Origin of the sequence: Streptomyces griseofuscus (assembly GCF_014673495.1) — a bacterium.
Taxonomy (GTDB): domain Bacteria; phylum Actinomycetota; class Actinomycetes; order Streptomycetales; family Streptomycetaceae; genus Streptomyces; species Streptomyces murinus.
Genome location: NZ_CP051006.1, coordinates 7,721,221 through 7,736,915, shown reverse-complemented (window position 1 = coordinate 7,736,915; position 15,695 = coordinate 7,721,221). Strand labels below are relative to the sequence as shown.

Annotated in this window: 19 protein-coding genes; 8 read left to right on the top strand and 11 right to left on the bottom strand. The window is 72.9% G+C overall.

Annotated features, from left to right (window positions below; all coding sequences use genetic code 11):
- Window position 1: 1 nt before the first annotated feature.
- Window positions 2-709 carry a ribonuclease H family protein gene (locus HEP81_RS35005; RefSeq protein WP_078967364.1) on the bottom strand — a complete coding sequence of 236 codons (708 nt, stop codon included), beginning with the start codon at window positions 707-709 and terminating at the stop codon, window positions 2-4.
- Window positions 710-754: 45 nt separating this feature from the next.
- A complete protein-coding gene (locus tag HEP81_RS35000) occupies window positions 755-1,549 on the bottom strand; it encodes a VOC family protein (protein WP_037655610.1) in 795 nt (264 codons plus the stop codon).
- 133 nt (window positions 1,550-1,682) lie between these two features.
- On the opposite strand from HEP81_RS35000, the gene HEP81_RS34995 reads away from it, so the two are divergent.
- Window positions 1,683-2,687 carry a zinc-binding alcohol dehydrogenase family protein gene (locus tag HEP81_RS34995; protein WP_172624365.1) on the top strand — a complete coding sequence of 335 codons (1,005 nt, stop codon included), beginning with the start codon at window positions 1,683-1,685 and terminating at the stop codon, window positions 2,685-2,687.
- Between the two features lie 35 nt (window positions 2,688-2,722).
- Window positions 2,723-3,622, top strand: coding sequence for an aminoglycoside phosphotransferase family protein (locus HEP81_RS34990; protein ID WP_037655614.1), 900 nt, complete (start codon window positions 2,723-2,725; stop codon window positions 3,620-3,622).
- A 32-nt stretch (window positions 3,623-3,654) separates the two neighbouring features.
- Here HEP81_RS34990 and HEP81_RS34985 read toward each other — a convergent pair whose 3' ends face one another.
- Complete coding sequence (locus HEP81_RS34985; protein WP_037655615.1) at window positions 3,655-4,137, bottom strand: VOC family protein; 483 nt, start codon at window positions 4,135-4,137, stop codon at window positions 3,655-3,657.
- A gap of 366 nt (window positions 4,138-4,503) precedes the next feature.
- Between HEP81_RS34985 and HEP81_RS34980 the strand changes: the two genes are divergently transcribed.
- Complete coding sequence (locus tag HEP81_RS34980; RefSeq protein WP_037655617.1) at window positions 4,504-5,391, top strand: RNA polymerase sigma factor SigF; 888 nt, start codon at window positions 4,504-4,506, stop codon at window positions 5,389-5,391.
- A gap of 73 nt (window positions 5,392-5,464) precedes the next feature.
- On the opposite strand, the gene HEP81_RS34975 is transcribed toward HEP81_RS34980, so the two are convergent.
- Window positions 5,465-5,917: an ATP-binding protein gene (locus tag HEP81_RS34975; protein ID WP_037655619.1), complete on the bottom strand. Its 453-nt coding sequence runs from the start codon at window positions 5,915-5,917 to the stop codon at window positions 5,465-5,467.
- A 194-nt stretch (window positions 5,918-6,111) separates the two neighbouring features.
- On the opposite strand from HEP81_RS34975, the gene HEP81_RS34970 reads away from it, so the two are divergent.
- Complete coding sequence (locus tag HEP81_RS34970; protein WP_051850152.1) at window positions 6,112-7,413, top strand: streptophobe family protein; 1,302 nt, start codon at window positions 6,112-6,114, stop codon at window positions 7,411-7,413.
- Here the strand turns inward: HEP81_RS34970 and HEP81_RS34965 are convergent.
- Window positions 7,366-7,776, bottom strand: coding sequence for a hypothetical protein (locus tag HEP81_RS34965; RefSeq protein WP_037655621.1), 411 nt, complete (start codon window positions 7,774-7,776; stop codon window positions 7,366-7,368). The two genes, HEP81_RS34970 and HEP81_RS34965, sit on opposite strands and share 48 nt — an antisense overlap.
- Window positions 7,777-8,092: 316 nt before the next feature.
- Between HEP81_RS34965 and HEP81_RS34960 the strand changes: the two genes are divergently transcribed.
- The gene (locus HEP81_RS34960) at window positions 8,093-8,476 is read left to right on the top strand and encodes a nuclear transport factor 2 family protein (RefSeq protein ID WP_037655623.1); all 384 of its coding nucleotides are present in this window, start codon (window positions 8,093-8,095) and stop codon (window positions 8,474-8,476) included.
- Window positions 8,477-8,555: 79 nt separating this feature from the next.
- On the opposite strand, the gene mgrA is transcribed toward HEP81_RS34960, so the two are convergent.
- Window positions 8,556-9,548 carry an L-glyceraldehyde 3-phosphate reductase gene (gene mgrA / locus HEP81_RS34955; RefSeq protein WP_037655625.1) on the bottom strand — a complete coding sequence of 331 codons (993 nt, stop codon included), beginning with the start codon at window positions 9,546-9,548 and terminating at the stop codon, window positions 8,556-8,558.
- 108 nt (window positions 9,549-9,656) lie between these two features.
- On the opposite strand from mgrA, the gene HEP81_RS34950 reads away from it, so the two are divergent.
- Together HEP81_RS34950 and HEP81_RS34945 are read left to right on the top strand one after the other, a co-directional pair.
- Window positions 9,657-10,559, top strand: a complete 903-nt coding sequence (locus HEP81_RS34950) for a LysR family transcriptional regulator (RefSeq protein ID WP_037655628.1) — start codon at window positions 9,657-9,659, stop codon at window positions 10,557-10,559.
- Between the two features lie 43 nt (window positions 10,560-10,602).
- Window positions 10,603-11,118, top strand: coding sequence for a mycothiol transferase (locus tag HEP81_RS34945; RefSeq protein ID WP_037655879.1), 516 nt, complete (start codon window positions 10,603-10,605; stop codon window positions 11,116-11,118).
- On the opposite strand, the gene HEP81_RS34940 is transcribed toward HEP81_RS34945, so the two are convergent.
- From HEP81_RS34940 to HEP81_RS34925, 4 genes are all read right to left on the bottom strand, one after another.
- The gene (locus HEP81_RS34940; RefSeq protein ID WP_037655630.1) at window positions 11,100-12,170 is read right to left on the bottom strand and encodes an adenosine deaminase; all 1,071 of its coding nucleotides are present in this window, start codon (window positions 12,168-12,170) and stop codon (window positions 11,100-11,102) included. The genes HEP81_RS34945 and HEP81_RS34940 overlap by 19 nt on opposite strands.
- Window positions 12,171-12,493: 323 nt before the next feature.
- Entirely contained in the window at window positions 12,494-13,420 is a 927-nt protein-coding gene (locus HEP81_RS34935) for a M48 family metalloprotease (protein ID WP_037655632.1), read from the bottom strand.
- A gap of 16 nt (window positions 13,421-13,436) precedes the next feature.
- Entirely contained in the window at window positions 13,437-13,817 is a 381-nt protein-coding gene (locus HEP81_RS34930; protein WP_037655634.1) for a BlaI/MecI/CopY family transcriptional regulator, read from the bottom strand.
- Between the two features lie 243 nt (window positions 13,818-14,060).
- Window positions 14,061-14,246, bottom strand: coding sequence for a hypothetical protein (locus tag HEP81_RS34925; RefSeq protein WP_154823779.1), 186 nt, complete (start codon window positions 14,244-14,246; stop codon window positions 14,061-14,063).
- Between the two features lie 290 nt (window positions 14,247-14,536).
- Between HEP81_RS34925 and HEP81_RS34920 the strand changes: the two genes are divergently transcribed.
- Window positions 14,537-14,992 (top strand): SPW repeat protein, encoded by a 456-nt coding sequence (locus tag HEP81_RS34920; RefSeq protein WP_037655638.1) that lies wholly within the window; start codon window positions 14,537-14,539, stop codon window positions 14,990-14,992.
- A 156-nt stretch (window positions 14,993-15,148) separates the two neighbouring features.
- On the opposite strand, the gene HEP81_RS34915 is transcribed toward HEP81_RS34920, so the two are convergent.
- A complete protein-coding gene (locus HEP81_RS34915; protein WP_243279688.1) occupies window positions 15,149-15,682 on the bottom strand; it encodes a GNAT family N-acetyltransferase in 534 nt (177 codons plus the stop codon).
- Window positions 15,683-15,695 lie beyond the last annotated feature (13 nt).

Sequence of the window (15,695 nt, the reverse complement as noted above, 5' to 3'; positions counted from 1 at the left end):
CTCACGCCTCGGCGGTGCGGCACTCCGGGTGGCCCCAGCCCTGCGCGTTCTTGGCGATGGACTCGCCCGCCGCGTAGGAGCGGCCGCACAGGCAGCGCCCGGGGAACTTCGCCTTGATGGTGCGCGACGAGGAGGACGCGGCGGACGCGCCCCCGGGGCGGCGGGCCGTCTTCTTGCGCGGGGCGCCCGACTTGGGCGTGTCGGGTGAGGGCGGCGGCACCGGCGAGCCCAGCTCGCTGCCCGCCGCCTCCTGCACGACGGCGGCCTGGCTGGCCGCGCGGTCGGCGAAGTCGTTGAGCGGGTCGCCGTCGACCTGGTGGGCCGGGACGTAGCGGAACTCCACCGAGCGGCCCTCCAGGAGCGCGTCGATGCTGACCACCAGCTCCTGGTTGGCGACCGGCTTGCCCCCTGACGTCTTCCAGCCGTTTCGCTTCCAGCCGGGCAGCCAGGTGGTGACGGCCTTCATCGCGTACTGGGAGTCCATCCGGATCTCCAGCTCGACGGCGGGGTCGACGGAGCTCAGCAGCCGCTCCAGGGCGGTGAGTTCGGCGACGTTGTTGGTGGCCCGGCCCAGCGGGCCCGCCTCCCAGCGAGCGGGCGTCCGCTCGTCCTCGTCCGAGACCACCCACGCCCATCCGGCCGGTCCGGGGTTTCCCTTCGAAGCCCCGTCGCACGCGGCCACCACTCGTTCACGCATGCGCACGATCATCCCATGACGGCGCCGGTGCCCCGACCGGGCCGGCGAGGCCCGCGCTCAGGCGTCCTTGATCCGGGGCGGCTCGCCCTCGGTGGTCGTGATGTCGATCACCGAGAAGTCGGCGCCCTGGGGATCGCTGATCGTCGCGAACCGGCCGAAGGGGCTGCTCATCGGCCCGAAGCGGAGGGTGCCGCCGAGCCGACCCGCCGCGGCGACGGCCGCGTCGCAGTCCGCGACGGTGAAGTAGACATTGAGGTACGAGGGCACCTCGGGCGGGAAGTCGTCGGTCATCCGCATCCGTCCGAGCACGGTCTCCTCCCCCACCTCGAAGATCCGGAAGTCCACCGTGCCGTCCACGATGTCCTTGGTGCGGTACGGGAAGACCGCGCGGAAGAACGCGTCCGTCCTCTCGGGTTCGCGGGTGAACACCTCGGCCCAGCAGTAGGCGCCCGGCACCGCCGTCGCCTCGAAGCCCTCGTGGGTGCCTGCCTGCCACACCCCGAACACGGCCCCGCTGGGCTCGCGGGCCAGGCACATGGTGCCGAAGTCGCCGACCCGCATGGGCTCCATCAGTACGTCACCGCCGTGCCGCCGTATCTTCTCCGCCGTGGCGGCGGCGTCCGGCGAGGCGAGGTACAGGCACCACCGCGACTGGCCCTCCTGGCCGGGCATCGGCGGGACGACGGCGGCGACGGCCCTGCCGTCGACGGATGCCTGCGTGTAGTGGCCGTACTCCGCCGTGGAGTCGCCGAAGGTCCAGCCGAGGACCTCGCCGTAGAACTTCTTGGCGCTCTCCAGGTCGGTGAACATCGCATCGGCCCAGCAGGGCGTTCCCTCGGGATGTACGGCCATGCTCGCCGCCCTCCTGGGCTCGTCGGGGCCCCCGCCTGCTCACGCTAGCCAGCCCCCGGCCGGGCCGCGCGCCGAGCGGGGCGCTGTCGGACACTGGACGGGGGCCGTCTGCGGAAGGGCTTGGGCGATGACGATGCGGGCGTGGTCGGTGGTGGCGCCGGGGCCGGTCGAGGGCGAGCCGCTGGAGCTGGTGGAGCGGCCGGTGCCCGCACCGGGTCCGGACGAGCTGCTGGTGCGGGTGCGGGCGTGCGGGGTGTGCCGGACCGATCTGCATGTCACCGAGGGCGAGCTGCCGGTGCGCCGGGCCGGGGTGACGCCCGGACACGAGGTGGTCGGCGAGGTGGCGGGGCTCGGCTCGCAGGTGTTCGGCTTCGCGCCGGGCGACCGGGTGGGCGTGGCCTGGCTGCGCCGCACCGACGGGGTGTGCGCCTACTGCGCGCGGGGCGCCGAGAATCTGTGCCCGCGCTCCCAGTACACCGGGTGGGACGCGGACGGCGGCTACGCTGAGTACACGACGGTGCCTGCCGCTTTCGCCTACCGGCTGCCCGAGGCGCTGGACGATGTGTCGGCGGCGCCGCTGCTGTGCGCCGGGATCATCGGCTTCCGCGCGCTGCGCCGGTCCGCGCTGCCGCGGGGCGGGCGCCTTGGCCTGTACGGCTTCGGGGGCAGCGCCCATCTGTGCGCGCAGGTCGCGCTCGCCGAGGGCGCCACGGTGCATGTGATCACCCGGGACGAGGTCTCGCGGCGGCTCGCCCTGGAGCTGGGCGCGGCCTCCGCGCGGGACCTGGACGAGAAACCGCCGGAGCCGCTGGACGCGGCGATCCTCTTCGCGCCGGTCGGCGATCTGGTGCCGGTCGCGCTGCGCGCCCTGGACCGGGGCGGGGTGCTGGCGGTGGCGGGCATCCACCTCAGCGACGTACCGCCGCTGCGCTACGAGACGGACCTGTTCTACGAGAAGGAGTTGCGCAGCGTCACCGCCAACACCCGTGCGGACGGGCGGGAGTTCCTCACTCTGGCGGCCCGCTGCGGCGTCCGCGCCACCACCCACCCCTATCCGCTCGACCAAGCCCCGAAGGCGCTGCGCGATCTGAAGGCGGGCCGCTTCGACGGCGCCGCGGTGCTGGTGCCGGGGCGCTGAAATCCCCTCGACAGCAAGGGCGTCGGCGCGCTCGGATGGCCGCTGTGAACACATCGAGGATGCACGCCGACGAACTGGATCTCGACGCCCCGCTGGTCCGGCGCCTGATCGCGCGCCGTTTTCCGCACTGGTCCGCGCTGCCGGTACGACGGCTCGCCTCCTCCGGCACCGAGAACGCCATGTTCCGGCTGGGCGGCGAGCTGGTGGTACGGCTCCCCCGGCATCCCGGGGCGGTCCCGGACCTGGCGCACGAGCGGCGCTGGCTGCCCCTGCTGGGACCGCGGCTCCCGGTGGCCGTGCCCGAGCCGGTGGGCGCGGGTGAGCCGGACGAGGACTTCCCCTGGCCCTGGTCCGTCTACCGCTGGCTCGCGGGGACGAATCCGGTGGCCGGGTCGGTGGAGCAACCGGAGCTGCTGGCCGAGGAGTTGGGGCTGTTCGTACGGGCGCTGCGGCGCGTCGAGGCGGACGGTGCGCCGACCGGCTACCGGGGCGGTCCCCTGCCCGAGCGGGACGAGCCCACCCGCGCGGCGGTCGCCGAGCTGGGCGGCCGGGTGGACGCGCGGGCGGTCACGGAGCTGTGGGAGCGGGCGGCCTCCGCCCCGGAGCACGGCGGGCCGCCGCGGTGGGCCCACGGCGATCTGTCCCCCGGCAATGTGCTGGTCGACGGCGGGCGGCTCGGCGCGGTCATCGACTTCGGCTGTGCGGGGGTGGGCGATCCGGCGGTGGACCTCATGCCGGCGTGGAATCTGCTGCCCGCCTCCGCGCGGGGCGTCTTCCGGGAGGCGGCGGGCGCGGACGACGCCGAGTGGGCGCGGGGGCGGGGCTGGGCGCTGTCGGTCGCGCTGATCCAGCTGCCGTACTACTGGGACACCAACCCGGCCCTGGCGGAGAACTCCCGGCATGTGATCGCCGAGATCCTCACCGAGGCCGGGTGAGGCACCGAGGCCGGGTGAGGCCGTCCCCCGGGTCAGTCCCCCGCGTAGGCCCTCTCCAGGGCGGCGACGTCCAGTTTGCCCATGCTCATCATGGCGCGGGCCACTCGGGCGGACTTCTCCGGGTCGGGGTCGTTCAGCAGGTCGAGCAGCCGGTCGTAGACGACCTGCCAGGACACGCCGTACTTGTCCTTGAGCCAGCTGCACGAGCCGCCCTCGCCGCCGTCCTCGGTGAGCCGGTTCCAGTAGTGGTCGATCTCCCGCTGGTCGGAGCAGAAGATCTGGAAGGAGACCGACTCGTTGAAGGTGAACTGGGGGCCGCCGTTGAGCGCCATGAACCGCTGGCCGTTGGCCGTGAACTCGACGGCCAGCACGGAGCCCGCCGGGCCGGGCCCCGCGTCGGTGTGGCGGCCGACCCGTTCCACGCGGGAGTTCTTGAAGATCGACACGTAGTAGTGCGCGGCCTCCTCCGCCTGGCCGTCGAACCAGAGGCATGTGGTGAAACCTTCGGTGGTCATGAGCACCTCCTGGATGGGGGAAACACGGTCGGAGTACAGACCGGCGCACGGCCGAAAACTCATCGGTGCGGCCTGACCCGCCGACCGGGGGTGTGCGGGCGTTCTTCCCGGAGCCACGGATAAATGTCGCACGGCCGGAGGGAGGCCACTCAGGTGTGCGGGCCTAACCGGAACGACGATTTCCAGCCAGTGCTGTACGAGGCGGGCATGCGCCGAGTCACCGGGGGTACCCGCGCCGTGAGCGACCCGATCCGGTAGGAATGATCTGCCGGATCCGGGGTACGCGCCGAGAACACAACAGCGCAGGGACCGGACGCAGAGGCCGAAAAGGGCAGACGTCGAACCGTGACTTTCGTGGGAGAGGTAATGGATACCGCCGGCATGCGGTCGCAGACAGTGGTCGTCGAGAGGACCGAGCAGGACGGGACGGACACGGGGACTCTGCCCGGCATCGCAGACCCCACGTCCGTGGCCCCGCGGGACGCGCGTCAGCTGTCCCGCCAGTTCTTCCGCCGGCTGACCGAGCTGGAGGAGGGGACCCACGAGTACCAGTACGCGCGCAACACCCTCATCGAGATGAACATGTCGCTGGTGCGGTTCGCGGCCGGCCGTTTCCGGGGCCGCGGCGACGACATGGAGGACATCGTCCAGACCGGCATGATCGGGCTGATCAAGGCCATCGACCGGTTCGAGCTGTCCCGGGAGGTGGAGTTCACCTCCTTCGCGCTGCCGTACATCGTCGGTGAGATCAAGCGGTTCTTCCGCGACACCACCTGGGCGGTGCACGTCCCGCGGCGGCTCCAGGAGCTGCGCGTGGAGCTGGCCAAGGCGCGCGAGGAGCTGTCCAGCCGCCTGGACCGGGATCCGACGGTCGCCGAGCTGGCCACCTTGATGAACCTCTCCGAGGAGCAGGTGCTGGAGGGGCAGCTGGCCGCCAACGGCTACAACTCCTCCTCGCTGGACGCCGCGCTCACGGGTGACGGCCCGGAGGACGGCGAGGCGGTGCTCGCCGACTTCATCGGAGTGGAGGAGGAGGGGCTGCGCCTGGTGGAGGACTTCCACGCGCTGGCGCCGCTGATGGCGGAGCTGAGCGAGCGGGACCGGCAGATCATCCATCTGCGGTTCGTGGAGGAGGCCACCCAGGCTGAGATCGGGGAACAGCTCGGCTGCTCCCAGATGCATGTCTCCCGGCTGATCAAGCGGATCATCACCCGGCTGCGGCAGGGGATGCTGGGCGAGCTGGGCTGCGCCTGAGCCGCGAGGCGGACGAGGCAAGAAGAGGGTTCAACCGCACGCTGAACGCCCGGCACCGAGACGGTCCGGGCGTTCAGCGTCGCAGCATGAAGCGGGCGATCACCCGTTTGCCGACCGGGATCCGCTCGACGGCGACCTCGGTGGCCAGCGCGTGCACGATCTCCAGGCCGTGCCGCCCGATGCGCTGCGGGTTCTTCGGGAAGAGCTGGGGGAGCGCCGTACTGCTGTCGCAGACGGACACCGTGACGGCGGTGTCGGTGCCCTCCAGCTCCAGGATGTAGGGGCCGTCGCTGTGCCGGTCGGCGTTGGTGACCAGCTCGCTCACCACCAGGAGCAGCTCTCCGTCCGCGCCGCGGCCGATGTCCGCGCACCACTCGGTGCGCAGTTGTTCCAGGAACTGGGCCGCGAAGGCCCGCGCCTCGGCGATGCAACCGGGCTCGCCGGTGAAATGCGTCGCGCGTCTCAGCGGCTCGACGGGTACGTCGAAACCGGTCGGTATTACTGCCCCGTCCAGATGCTCGGTCATGCTGTCTCTCTCGCGGGCCACGGGCCCGGTCCGTTCGGCCGTATTCGCACCAGTCCTCCTACCCCGAGCCGCGCACGGCAGTCCAGGCGTTCGCCGACCGCGCACAGTGGCGAGCGTCACTGCCCCGGCCTGTCCGCGGCGCGGACGGACCACCCGGCGGGCGGGGTGCCCGGCCGCTGCTTAGCGTGGCAGGCGTGAGCCCTGTGACCGTCTCCGCGCGGCCCGCCGCCCGGCACGGCTGGCCCCAGGCGCTGGCCGTGGTGCTGACCGGGCTCGCGGTGATGGTGCTGGTGGCCGCGGCCGGGCTGTGGGCGGCGGGTGCGGCGGGACTGCCGGACGGCGCGTTCCCCCGGGTGCTGGCGGCGACCGTGGTGACGGCGGTCGGCGGCAGCATCCGGCTCGCCGGCGACGCGGGCGCCCTGGCCAGGACCGAGGCCGGTATCACCGTACTCCCCCTGTCGGTGGCGCTGGCCGGTGCCCTGGTGGTCGGCGCGGGCTTTCTGCGCCCGCTGCGGCACCGCACGGTCGCCTCGGCCGGGGAACTGGCCCGGTGGGCCGCGCGGATCGTCGTCCTGTGGCTGCTGGCGCTGACCGGGCTCGCTCTCGCGGCCCGGGAGACGTTCGCGGTGGACGTGGGCAGCGGCACGCTCAACGATCTGACCTCGCTGTTCGAGGCGGAGCCACGGATCGGGTTCGCCGCGGACGTGCCGCCGACCGTGCTGTTCGCGCTGCTGTGGCTGGCCGGGGTGCTGGTGGTGGCGCTGCTGGCGGCGCGCCGGGTGCCGCTGCCGGGGCGGCTGCCGCGGTGGCGGGAGCGGGCGCGTCCCGTCGCCCGCGCGATGGTGGAGCTGCTGCTGGCCGCGGTCGTCGTGGGCCTCGTGGTCGCGCTCGTCACGGCGGCCTCCCGGGGGCATGCGCGGGCGACGTTCGCGCTGATCCTGCTCGGCCTGCCCAACCTGGTCTGGCCCGCGCTGACCGTCGGCCTCGGCGCGACCTGGAACGGCCGGGTGGACGGCCCGTTCGGGCTGCCGGTCCCGCACATCCTGGACGTGCTGCTGCGCACCCCCGATGTCTCGGAGGTCAATCTGCGCACCCTGACGGAGTACGACGGCCGGATGGCCTGGCTGCCGGTGGCGGCCGCAGTGCTGCTGCTCGGGGTCGCCGTCCGGGCGGCCCTGCGCTCACCGCCCCGGACCCCGCCATGGCTGCACGCCGTGCGGCTCGCCGTCGCGCTCGGCCTCACCCTGCTCGCGATCTGTCTGCTGTGCCGGATCTCCGCGCACTACGGGCTGTCCCTGCTCGGCATCGGCGACCTGGGCGGCGGGCTGTCCGGGGAGCTGCTGCTGCGGCCGCGGATCTGGCAGGCGGTGGGTCTGGGCGCGCTGTGGGGGCTGGTCGCCGGGTTCCTCGGCGCGCTGCTCGCCCCGGTGGTGCGCCACGGGCGGCGGTCACCCGATGGGCACCACGAGCGCGGGAACGGTGCGCTGCATCCGTAGGGCGTCGACGGACTCGGCGAGCAGTTCGTACTCGGTGGTGTCGTCGTTCGCCGCGATCCGCACCAGCCGCCCCTCCGCCAGCTCCTCGGCCACACGCTCCTGCTGGCCGTCGTCGGCGCACCAGGCGCGCAGCAGCGCGGGTACGTCGGCGACCGTCTCCGCGACCGGCACCAGCGCCCCCGCCGGAAAGGGGGCGGCCTCCGGAGTGGGGTCGAGCCGCTCGGCGATCCAGGACGCGCGGTCGCGCAGCCACCACAGAGCCAGTGCCAGGGTCGGCGCACGGTAGGTGCCGAGCGGTACGCCGATACGCCGGCCGCCGCACACCCCGTATGCCGTGACATGGCACAGGAATTCGTCGTGCACGTATCACTCCCCCGTCGCCTCGTCCGGTGTGCCGGGCGGACCTCGCTCTCCGTGCGGCTCCGTGCGGTGAAGTGCCCCTCGCTGTTCGAGTATCGCCACGGCCGAAACACTGTCACCACGACTTTCCGGCCACTCTGTTGGCATATTCCCCACCCTTTTTGGTCGAAATGATGGGGTCCTGCGGGCCGCCACGGGCATGACCCCGGAGGTAATCGACCCCTCGGGCACCCCTCGGGCATGGTGGTTCCACCGGGTCGGCGAAACCCCGATCCGGGGTCCGACCAGCACAGACGACTCCGATGGAGGCTGATTCACCATGTCCGTGAACACCGAACGCTACGAGACCGCCGCCGCGCGTTACTTCGAGGCCTGGAACGCCACCGAGCCGGAGGCGCTGCGCAAGGCGGTCGCCGCCGCCTGGGCCGCGGACGGCTCCTACACCGACCCGCTCGCCGACGTCCGCGGGCACGAGGGCGTGGCGGCCGTGATCGCCGCGGCCCACGAGCAGTTCCCGGGGTTCGTCTTCCGTCCGCTCGGCACGGTGGACGGGCACCACGACACTGCGCGCTTCGGCTGGGAGCTGGTGAACGAGGCCGACGGCTCGGCACCGGTCGCCGGGTTCGACGTGGTCACGCTGGACGGCGAGGGCCGTATCCGCCAGGTCCTGGGGTTCCTGGACCGGGTCCCCGCGGGTGCGTGACGGCACGCGGCCCGGCCTCCCCGCCCCGGGTGGGGCGGAGGCCGGGCCGCGTGCGGGGGTCGGCGCGAGGGGTGCGGTGCTACGGCCGTACGATCGCGTCGATCCGCTTCAGTTCCGCCGCGTCGAAGTCCAGGTTGCGCAGGGCGCCGACGCTGTCCTCCAGCTGGCGGGCGCTGCTCGCGCCGACCAGGGCGGAGGTGACCCTGCCGCCGCGCAGCACCCAGGCGAGGGCCAGCTGGGCGAGGCTCTGGCCGCGGGACCCGGCGATCTCCTGGAGCGCGCGCAGCCGTCCGACGAGGTCCTCGGTGACCGCCTCGGGCTTGAGGAAGGGGCTGTCGCCGGCGGCGCGGGAGCCCTCCGGGACGCCCTTGAGATAGCGGCCGGTGAGCAGGCCCTGCTCCAGCGGGGAGTAGACGATGGAGCCGACCCGCAGTTCGTCCAGGGTGTCGAGCAGGCCCTCGTCCTCGGGGCGCCGGTCGAGCATCGAGTAGCGCGGCTGGTGGATGAGGAGCGGGGTGCCGAGGTCGGCGAGGATGCGGGCGGCCTCCCGGGTCTGCTCGGCGGAGTAGTTGGAGACGCCGACGTAGAGCGCCTTGCCCTGCTGGACCGCCGTGTGCAGGGCGCCCATCGTCTCCTCCAGCGGAGTGTCCGGGTCGGGGCGGTGCGAGTAGAAGATGTCGACGTACTCCAGGCCCATCCGCGCGAGGCTCTGGTCGAGCGAGGCGAGCAGGTACTTGCGCGAGCCCCATTCGCCGTACGGACCGGGCCACATGAGGTAGCCGGCCTTGGTGGAGATGACCAGCTCGTCGCGGTAGGGCGCGAGGTCCGCGGCGAGGGCGGCGCCGAGCGCGGACTCGGCGGCGCCGGGCGGCGGGCCGTAGTTGTTGGCCAGGTCGAAGTGGGTGACGCCGAGGTCGAGGGCGCGGCGCAGGATGGCCCGCTGGGTCTCCTCGGGGCGGTCGGGTCCGAAGTTGTGCCACAGGCCGAGCGACAGCGCGGGGAGCTTGAGGCCGCTGCGTCCGGTGCGCCGGTAGGGCATCTCGGCGTAGCGGTCGGGGGATGCGGTGTACAACGCGACTCCAGGGGGTGGGCACGGATCTTCCGGTCCAGGATTCCCCGGGCTGCGCCCTGCGGTCCAATGGGAGAATCGGATGGAATTGAGCGGCTAGGCTGCTCAATCATGGAACTGCGCCATCTCCAGCACTTCGTCGCGGTCGCCGAGGACCAGCACTTCACCCGGGCCGCCGAGCGGCTGATGGTGTCCCAGTCGGGCCTGTCCGCGTCCATCCGGGCGCTGGAACGGGAGCTGCGGGCGCCGCTGTTCGTGCGCACCACACGGCGGGTCACGCTGACCGAGGCGGGACGCGCGCTGCTGGTGGAGGCCGAACGGATCCTCGCGCAGGTGCGCGCGGCGCACGAGGCGGTCGCGGCGGTGCAGGGCGTGCTGCGCGGCACGCTGGCGCTGGGCACCGAGCAGTGCATCGCCGGGGTGCATGTGGCCCGGCTGCTGGCCGCGTTCCGGCGCGAGCACCCGGACGTGGAGATCCGGCTGCGCCAGGCGGGCTCGGGCGCGCTGGCGGAGGAGGTCGCGGCGGGGCGCCTGGACCTGGCCTTCGCGTACCGCACCCGGGCGGACGGCGACCAGTTGCGCTCGGTGTCGCTGACCAGCGAGCCGATGACCGTGCTGTGCCACCCCCGGCACCGACTCGCCGCGACCGGGACGCTGCTGTGCCCGGACGACCTCGCCGGTGAGGTCTTCGTCGACTTCCACCCGGACTGGGGCCCGCGCCGCGCCACCGACACCGCCTTCGCCGCGGCGGGGGTACGGCGCACGGTCGCGCTGGAGGTCAACGACGTCCACACGCTGCTCGACCTGGTGGACGAGAACCTGGGCATCGCGGTCGTGCCCCGGCATTTCCGGCACAAGCGGCCCACGCTGACCGCACTGCCGCTCAAGGGGGCGGGCGAGGCCGAGTACGAGACGGTGGCCCTGCTGCCGCACGAGCACTCCACCAGCCCCGCGGCCCGCGCCCTCCTCGCGCTGCTGGAGGCGGAGGGCCTGGCGCCGTACCGGTCGTCCTGAACTGCGGACGCGACCGCGCCGTCCATCTGTGATGGTGGACGGTATGCATGCCAAGGACATCCTCATCGACGGCTACGGCCGTATCCAGGAAGAAGTCCACGACACCGTCGACGGCCTCGGACCGGACGAGCTGCACCACAGCCCGGCCCCGGGCGCCAACACCATCGCCTGGCTGGTCTGGCATCTCACCCGGGTGCAGGACGACCACATCGCCGACGCCTTCGGCCTCGACCAGGTGTGGCTCACCGACGGCTGGGAGAAGCGGTTCGGACTCGATCTGCCGCGCGCCGACACCGGCTACGGGCACACCCCGGCCAAGGTCGCGAAGGTACGGGTGACCGGCGCCGACCTGCTGAGCGGGTACTACGACGCGGTGCACGAGCGGACGCTGGGCGCGCTGCGCTCACTGGCCGCCAAGGATCTCGAAGGCATCGTGGACGAGCGCTGGGACCCGCCGGTCACGCTCGGCGCCCGCCTGGTGAGCGTCCTGTCCGACGATCTCCAGCACATCGGACAGGCCGCCTACCTCAAGGGGCTGGTTCAGAGCGCGGCGGCGTAGCCGGGCAGCACCACGTCCTCGATGAGGGCCGTGCGCTCGTCGAACGGGATGAACGCGCTCTTGAGCGCGTTCACCGTGACGGTCCGCAGGTCCTCGACGCCCCAGCCGGCCTCCTCGACCAGCAGCGCCATCTCCCGGGTCATCGTGGTGCCCGACACCAGCCGGTTGTCGGTGTTCAGGGTGACCCGGAAGCCGAGGTCCTTCATCGCGGTGATCGGGTGCCCGGCGATCGAGGTGGCGCAGCCGGTCTGGAGGTTGGAGGTGGGGCACATCTCCAGGGCGATCCGGCGGTCGCGCACCCAGGACGCGAGCCGGCCGAGCTTGCCGTCCACGATGTCCTCGGTCAGCCGCACGCCGTGCCCGATGCGCTGGGCGCCGCACACCTGGACCGCCTGGTGGATGCTGGGCAGGCCGTACGCCTCGCCGGCGTGGATGGTGAAGGGCACGCTCTCGCGGCGCAGGTGCTCGAAGGCGGCCAGGTGGTCGGCGGGCGGGAAGCCGTCCTCGGCACCGGCGATGTCGAAGCCGACGACGCCGGCGTCCCGGTAGGCCACGGCCAGATCGGCGGCCTCGGCGACGCGGTCGAACATCCGCATGCCGCACAGCAGGGTGCCGACGCGCACCGGGGTGCCCGCGGCGGCGGCCTTCGCCATACCGGCGGCCAGGCCCTCCTGCACGCTCTCCACGACCTCGGCGAGGCTCAGCCCGCCCCGGGTGTTCAGCTCGGGGGCGTAGCGCACCTCGCCGTAGACCACGCCGTCGGCGGCGAGGTCAAGGACGTACTCCTCGGCGGTGCGCAGCAGGCCCTCGCGGGTCTGCATCACGGCGAGGGTGTGCTCGAAGGTGGCGATGTAGCGCACCAGGTCACCGGAGTTGGCGGCCTCGACGTACCAGGCGGCCAGCTCGTCCGGGTCCGTGGTGGGCAGCCGGTGCCCGACCTCGGCGGCCAGCTCCACGAGGGTGGCGGGGCGCAGACCGCCGTCGAGGTGGTCGTGCAGCACGGCCTTGGGGAGGCGGCGGAGGGTGTCGGTGTCGATGCGGGGGGCGGTCATGGCAGGGCGTTCCTCAGCAGGGGTTGTACCGGGGTCGATCAGACGGCCGACGGTGCCGACGGGGTTGGTTAGCCGGTGAGGTTATACGTAAAACCAGATCCTTGTCTACGCGCGTTGCCGGGGAGTTGTCTACGCGCGTCGCGAAGACGTCGGACGGGTGTCGTGACAAGGCCGTCCGGGGAGTTCACGCAAGGGCGCTTCGCCGGTTTCGCACCGCGGCGATCCGGCCCTGCCGCGTCAGGCGCCCGCACCCCGCCGCGTCGTGTCAACGCCTCGCCGCGTCAGGTCCACGGCTCGCCGCGTGAGGTCCGTGCCTCGCCGCGTCAGGGCGTTTCCTCGCCCTGCGCGACCTCCACCCGGTGATGGAAGTCCACCAGCCCGGCCGCCGCGGCCGCCCCGGACAGGGCGGTGCAGGCGATGAGCAGCGCGGCGACGGCCCGGCCCGCGCGGGGCCTGCCGGGCGCGCCCAGCAGGGCCTGCACCCGCTGCGGAACCGGCCCCGTGGTCGCCGCGGCGGCGAAGTCCGGCCGCGGGGTGCGGGCGGCGTGCCCGGCGAGAGCGGCACGGGCGATGGCCCGCGCGGTCAGCCGCCGGTCCCCCACCCGCGCGGCGGCGGCCTCGTCGGCGGCCAGCTCGGCGGCCAGCCGGATGGTCGTACGGACCGGTCGCAGCGCGGGGTGGCAGTGCGCGGCGAGTTCGGCCGCGGCGAGGAAGTAGTGGTGGCCGCCCTCGTTGTGCGCCCGCTCGTGCGCGAACAGCGCCTCCCGCTCGGGCCCGTCCAGGCTGCGCAGCATCGCCGTGGTGACGACGATGCGGTGCGGGCGGCCGGGCAGCGCGTAGGCGTCGGGGCGGGGCGAGTCCACCACGCACAGATCACCGGCGGCGGGCCGCCGCCCGGCCTCGGTGCGGGCGATCCGGAAGGCCCGGCTCTGGCGCAGCACCGAGCGGACGAGGGTCCAGCAGCAGACGGCGAGGACGCCGACCGAGGTGGCGGCGGCCGGCACCACGATCAGGGCGGAGGCGGTGTGCAGCGGGTGGATGAACTCGCCGAACGCGGCGAACAGGGGGAGCCTGAGCAGCCCGATCAGCACGAAGGCGCCGAGCGCCGCCAGTGAGCAGCCGGCGAGGGCCACGGCGCAGAGCGTGACGGCCCACAGCGCGGCGGCCGGGGCCAGCCGGGCGAGGGCCCGCCGGGCCAGCACCGGCAGGGCGCAGGGCAGCAGCAGGGGCAGCAGGAGCAGGGCGGTCATCGGCCGGGGGCTCTCATCAGCCGTCGGATTCGAGGAGGTCCCGCAGGATGCGCTCGTCGTCGGGGTTGAGCTGGGCGACGAAGCGGGCCAGTACGGTCTCGCGGTCGCTGTCCCGGTCCAGCTCGGTGTGCATCCGCCGGGCGGTGAGGCCATGGGCGTCCTGGACCTCCTGGACGGGGAAGTACACGAAGCCGCGGCCCCTGCGCTGCCGTTCGACGACGCCCTTGTCGTGCAGGCGGCTGAGGATCGTCGTCACCGTCGTACGCGCCAGGTCCGCACCCAGGCCGGCCTGGACCTGCCCGGGGGTCAGGGGCCCGTCGGCGGCCCAGAGCGCGGCCATGACGCTGGCCTCCAGTCCACCGGCCGGCCGGCGTTCGTCCCTGGCGTCCTCGGTCATGGAAATGTCCTCACCCTCCTCGTCGTCCGTGTGCGGACCGTCTACACGATGGTAGTCATACGGGCGGACGGGGCGGCCCCATCGGTCGGCCGCGGGGGCCGTGGTACGGCGTGTCGCCCCCCCCTGGGCCCGGTGCGGGCGCGTCCGGGCGGACGGGGCGTGGCTCGCCCACGGCGGCCGTCCACGCCGGGCCGGCGCCGTACGGCCGGTCCGGGTCCACGGGGAGCGTGACCGCCTCGGAGGTCAGCGTGCGCGACGGCGGACGAGGGCGAGAACCCCGCCGATGACCCCGGCCAGGGCGGCGGCGCCCGCCGCGACGACCCATGCGGGCGGGCCCGGTTCGTCCTCCGCGCCGATGACTCCCGCACTGATCGCCCCCAGGGTGATGGGCGCGGGCCCGCAGCCCTCCGGGACGCTCAGCACGGTCACGCCCTCGGGGAACCGCATCTCGACCCGGCGAACGGGATGCCGTTCTCGGCGCCCAACTGGGCCTGGACGGGGCCACCATGGAAATCCAGGGCCGGCGCGTCGCTCGCCCCCACGAAGACCCGTCCGGCCGATTGAAGGTTGTACCAAACCCTGCGGAACAACCCCATACATGACAACCGGCTCCTCCGCTACACATAAGTCGCGAACAGGCGCAAAATGGGTAGCGCGGTGCTCGCTGAACACCGCATCCACCATTGGTCTGGCCTGCGCATCCGAAGGAGACCAAAGTCATGGCCAACGTCTCGCACAGGGGTGACATGTCGACCCACCCCGATGTCTCCGAAATGCGGGAACGCTACGACCGCATGCTCGGCGGTCGTGATGTGGCGCTCGTGGACGGGCCGGTGTTCCTGCTCGGCCTGTACTGCGCGGCGTCGCCCTGGATCCTGCACTACACCGCCAGCCAGCCGGCGCTCATGACCCACAACCTGATCATGGGTATCGCGATCGGGCTGCTGGCGCTGGGATTCACCAGGGCCCCCGAGCGGATGTACGGCCTCAGTTGGGCGATGTGCGCGCTGGGCGTCTGGATGATCATCGCCCCGTGGATCGTGGGGAGCGCCCCGGACACCGGTGTGATCATCAACAACATCGTGATCGGCGCACTGGCCCTCCTCCTGGGAATCGTCTGCGCCGCGACGTCGGCGAAGGCCACCAAGGCCACGAAGAGCACGCCCAGGCCTTAGCGGGGAAGGAAGCACGACGAGAACGCACGAGGAAGGAGCGGATCGTCGAGAACGCGAAAGGGAAGAAGAACACGGAAGGAAGAAGGACGGAGGGCCGGTGCGCCCAGCGGACCGGCCCTCTTCCCTGCCCCGCGCCCTTCTCGTCCGGGGACCCGCTCAGCGGCGCACGGTGAAGCTCAGCCACAGGTCGGCGGGCAGCGACGGCCGCCCCGGTACGGCCCGTTCGGTACGGCTCCACGCACCCGGCGCGACCTCCTCCGCGACCCGGTGCCAGAAGGCCGCCCCGCCCGCATTGTCCCGCTGAAAGGCCACCTCCCACCGCCCCGGATGCCGCCGCAGCACCTCCTGTACGGCCCTGAGTCCCACTCCCCCGCGCCGGGCGCCCCGCACCACGAAGAAGCTGTTCAGCACGCGCACCGGCCCGTCGAGTCCCCGTACGAAGGCGAACCCGACGAGATGGTCCCCGCAGGTCAGCAGGTACGGCGCCCAGCCGTCGCCGGTGAACGCGGACTCCAGCCGCTCGCTGCGGAACGTGCCGTCGGCCGCGGGCAGTCCGCCCTGGTACTCGGACATGTCATGACGGAACATCAGCCACAGCCGCTCCACGGCGGGCCGGTCGTCGATGGTCGCGAGGCGGACGCGAAGGTCCGCGGTCCTCGTGTCGTTCATGTTTTCGCTCAAGTCGGTCATGAACGAGAGCCTC

Coding starts and splice junctions, on each gene's coding strand:
- HEP81_RS34920 (WP_037655638.1), top strand. CDS start 14,537: ATGGCCAACGTCTCGCACAGGGGTGACATGTCGACCCACCCCGATGTC.
- HEP81_RS34980 (WP_037655617.1), top strand. CDS start 4,504: ATGGATACCGCCGGCATGCGGTCGCAGACAGTGGTCGTCGAGAGGACC.
- HEP81_RS34940 (WP_037655630.1), bottom strand. CDS start 12,170: ATGACCGCCCCCCGCATCGACACCGACACCCTCCGCCGCCTCCCCAAG.
- HEP81_RS34995 (WP_172624365.1), top strand. CDS start 1,683: ATGCGGGCGTGGTCGGTGGTGGCGCCGGGGCCGGTCGAGGGCGAGCCG.
- HEP81_RS34945 (WP_037655879.1), top strand. CDS start 10,603: ATGCATGCCAAGGACATCCTCATCGACGGCTACGGCCGTATCCAGGAA.
- HEP81_RS34990 (WP_037655614.1), top strand. CDS start 2,723: ATGGCCGCTGTGAACACATCGAGGATGCACGCCGACGAACTGGATCTC.
- HEP81_RS34985 (WP_037655615.1), bottom strand. CDS start 4,137: ATGACCACCGAAGGTTTCACCACATGCCTCTGGTTCGACGGCCAGGCG.
- HEP81_RS34935 (WP_037655632.1), bottom strand. CDS start 13,420: ATGACCGCCCTGCTCCTGCTGCCCCTGCTGCTGCCCTGCGCCCTGCCG.
- HEP81_RS35005 (WP_078967364.1), bottom strand. CDS start 709: ATGATCGTGCGCATGCGTGAACGAGTGGTGGCCGCGTGCGACGGGGCT.
- HEP81_RS34915 (WP_243279688.1), bottom strand. CDS start 15,682: ATGACCGACTTGAGCGAAAACATGAACGACACGAGGACCGCGGACCTT.
- HEP81_RS35000 (WP_037655610.1), bottom strand. CDS start 1,549: ATGGCCGTACATCCCGAGGGAACGCCCTGCTGGGCCGATGCGATGTTC.
- HEP81_RS34960 (WP_037655623.1), top strand. CDS start 8,093: ATGTCCGTGAACACCGAACGCTACGAGACCGCCGCCGCGCGTTACTTC.
- HEP81_RS34930 (WP_037655634.1), bottom strand. CDS start 13,817: ATGACCGAGGACGCCAGGGACGAACGCCGGCCGGCCGGTGGACTGGAG.
- HEP81_RS34975 (WP_037655619.1), bottom strand. CDS start 5,917: ATGACCGAGCATCTGGACGGGGCAGTAATACCGACCGGTTTCGACGTA.
- HEP81_RS34950 (WP_037655628.1), top strand. CDS start 9,657: ATGGAACTGCGCCATCTCCAGCACTTCGTCGCGGTCGCCGAGGACCAG.